Below are 2,260 nucleotides of genomic sequence, written 5' to 3' on the forward strand. Positions count from 1 at the left end.
GGCTGCCCGAGAACACACCGGCGGCGTCGCCGATCTCGCGAACGGTCGTGGTGGCGACACCCTTCCTGGCAAACAGCTCGGCTGAGCTCTCCAGGATCTTCTCCCGACGATCTGGTGATGCCACTGAAATCTCCACTGGTTGTCGGTCCTGCTCAGGGCAGGGTTTCGGGGGTGCCGGGCTGCCGGCGTCGAACGTAGCGCAATCCTGCCTGATAGCTCCGGCTCGAACCAATTCGTCGGTGAGATCGCGTGTTTCCACTTCCGGATTCCTATGCTAGCTTCAAAATCAAGCGCTTGCTCAACTTTCGTTCACGGAGGATTTCAGTGCAGAGCCTGCAGACGCAGTTTCCGAATTTCATCGGCGCAGAGGCCGAACCACCCCGCGTCGCCCGCTACGCCGTCAACGAGGCGATGATCCGCAACTGGGTCGAGGCGCACGACGACCGCAACCCGATCTACGTCGACGCAGAGGCCGCCCGCAGTACCGGCCGTCGAGACGTCGTCTGTCCGCCCGCCATGATCTCGACCTGGGTGATGGCGGGTTACCGACGTTATCGGCAGGTCCAGCAACTTCGCGCCGACGGAGCCTCCGAGGATTTCGCCTATTCACGACTACTCGGGCTGTTGGACGAGGCCGGCTACACGTCCGTAGTCGCGACCAACGTCGAGCAGGAGTATTTCGCGGAGTTGAGTCCCGGAGACCACGTCACCGCATATTTCACCATCGAAGCGATCTCACCGTTCAAACAGACGGCTCTCGGTCACGGGTGCTTCATCACCCTGTTCAAGAAGTACGTGGACCAGGACGGAAAGACGCTGGTCGAAGAGCGCTTTCGATTGCTCAGATTCAAACCAGATGCCCAGACAGATACCAAGCCCGAAGCCCAGGAGGTAATCGCATGAGCGAGACTGGCTCCCGCAACACCGCGGTGCCGAGACTCACCGTCACCGATGACAACGATTTCTTCTTCTCCGCGGCCAAAGAGGGTCGCCTCGAAATCCAACGGTGTGCGGATTGCAAGACACTGCGCCACCCGCCAGCGCCCGCCTGCCCGGAATGCCGCTCGTTCAGTTGGGACACAGTCGAATCCACGCGTCGATGCACGTTGCACAGCTTCACAGTCATCCATCACCCGAAGGATCCTGCCTTCGAGTACCCGCTCGCCGTCGGACTCGTCGATCTCGAAGAAGGCACGCGACTGGTTGCCGACATCGCGGGGATCGATCACGAGGAACTCGAATTCGGCATGGAACTCGAAGTGGCGTTCTCCGAGCACGCTCACGGCGAGATGCTGCCGCAACTGAGGCGACGGGGATCGGTGCAATGACGAAACTGATTGACTGCGAAGTGGGTTCGGTCCTCCCCAGCCTCGAATTGCCGTTGGATCGAACGCTGATCGTCGCCACTGCGATCTCTTCTCAGGATTTCGAGGACGTGCATCACGATCCGGGCAAGGCCCAGGATCGCGGAACTCCCGACATCTTCATGAGCATCAACACCACCAACGGGCTCATCGACCGCTATATCACCGACTGGTCCGGCCCGGCATCACGGATCGTCAAAACATCACTACGGCTTGGTGTTCCGAACTTTCCCGGAGACACCATGACATTCACCGGCGAGGTCACCGCCACAGACGGCCGGGCGCTCACCGTGACGGTTCTCGGGAAAACCGCCCGTGGAACACACGTGACGGCCGACGTGACTCTCGAACCGGTGGAAAGGGTAATCGCATGACACGAGGATTTTCGAGGCAAGCAGCCATCGCCGGAATCGGCGCAACCGAGTTCTCCAAGAACTCCGGCCGTAGCGAATGGCAGTTGGCGTGCGAATCTGTGATCGCCGCACTCGACGACGCGCACATCGAGGCAGAAGAGGTGAACGGATTTGCGCTGTTCACCATGGAGAACAATCCTGAGATTGCGGTCGCACGCGCCCTCGGGATCCCGGAATTGACGTTCTTCAGTCGAATTCCACACGGCGGCGGCGGTGCCTGCGCACCGGTTCAACAAGCAGCGCTTGCCGTCTCCAGCGGAGTTGCCGACGTTGTGGTCGTCTACCGTGCCTTCAACGAAAGATCAGGTCACCGATTCGGCGCCGGCCCGCCACCTTTTGCGTACAACGCGTCGACGGACCAGGAGTATCGGAACTGGATCAACCCGTACGGGCTTCTGACCCCGGCGCAGCAGGAAGCCTTCCTCGCCAAGCTGTACATGCACAAGTACGGGGCAACAAGCGCCGACTTCGGCCAGATCTCGG

Annotated in this window: 4 protein-coding genes and 1 pseudogene; 4 read left to right on the top strand and 1 reads right to left on the bottom strand. The window is 60.6% G+C overall.

Annotated features, from left to right (window positions below):
- Nucleotides 1–259, bottom strand: a 259-nt coding sequence (locus A2J01_RS36245; RefSeq protein WP_197494143.1) for a TetR/AcrR family transcriptional regulator, incomplete at its 3' end; no start/stop codon positions are given.
- A gap of 65 nt (nt 260–324) precedes the next feature.
- On the opposite strand from A2J01_RS36245, the gene A2J01_RS03560 reads away from it, so the two are divergent.
- From A2J01_RS03560 to A2J01_RS03575, 4 genes and pseudogenes are all read left to right on the top strand, one after another.
- Nucleotides 325–903: an FAS1-like dehydratase domain-containing protein gene (locus tag A2J01_RS03560; RefSeq protein WP_007731535.1), complete on the top strand. Its 579-nt coding sequence runs from the start codon at nt 325–327 to the stop codon at nt 901–903.
- Complete coding sequence (locus tag A2J01_RS03565; protein ID WP_007731532.1) at nt 900–1,328, top strand: Zn-ribbon domain-containing OB-fold protein; 429 nt, start codon at nt 900–902, stop codon at nt 1,326–1,328. The genes A2J01_RS03560 and A2J01_RS03565 overlap by 4 nt, the downstream gene beginning before the upstream one ends.
- On the top strand, nt 1,325–1,738 hold the full coding sequence (locus A2J01_RS03570) for a hypothetical protein (RefSeq protein WP_064111967.1): 414 nt from the start codon (nt 1,325–1,327) through the stop codon (nt 1,736–1,738). The genes A2J01_RS03565 and A2J01_RS03570 overlap by 4 nt, the downstream gene beginning before the upstream one ends.
- Nucleotides 1,735–2,260, top strand: a pseudogene (locus A2J01_RS03575) (lipid-transfer protein); the annotation flags it as partial. The gene A2J01_RS03570 and the pseudogene A2J01_RS03575, both read left to right, overlap by 4 nt.

Source organism: Rhodococcus sp. EPR-134 (assembly GCF_001647205.1).
GTDB lineage: Bacteria > Actinomycetota > Actinomycetes > Mycobacteriales > Mycobacteriaceae > Rhodococcus_F > Rhodococcus_F qingshengii.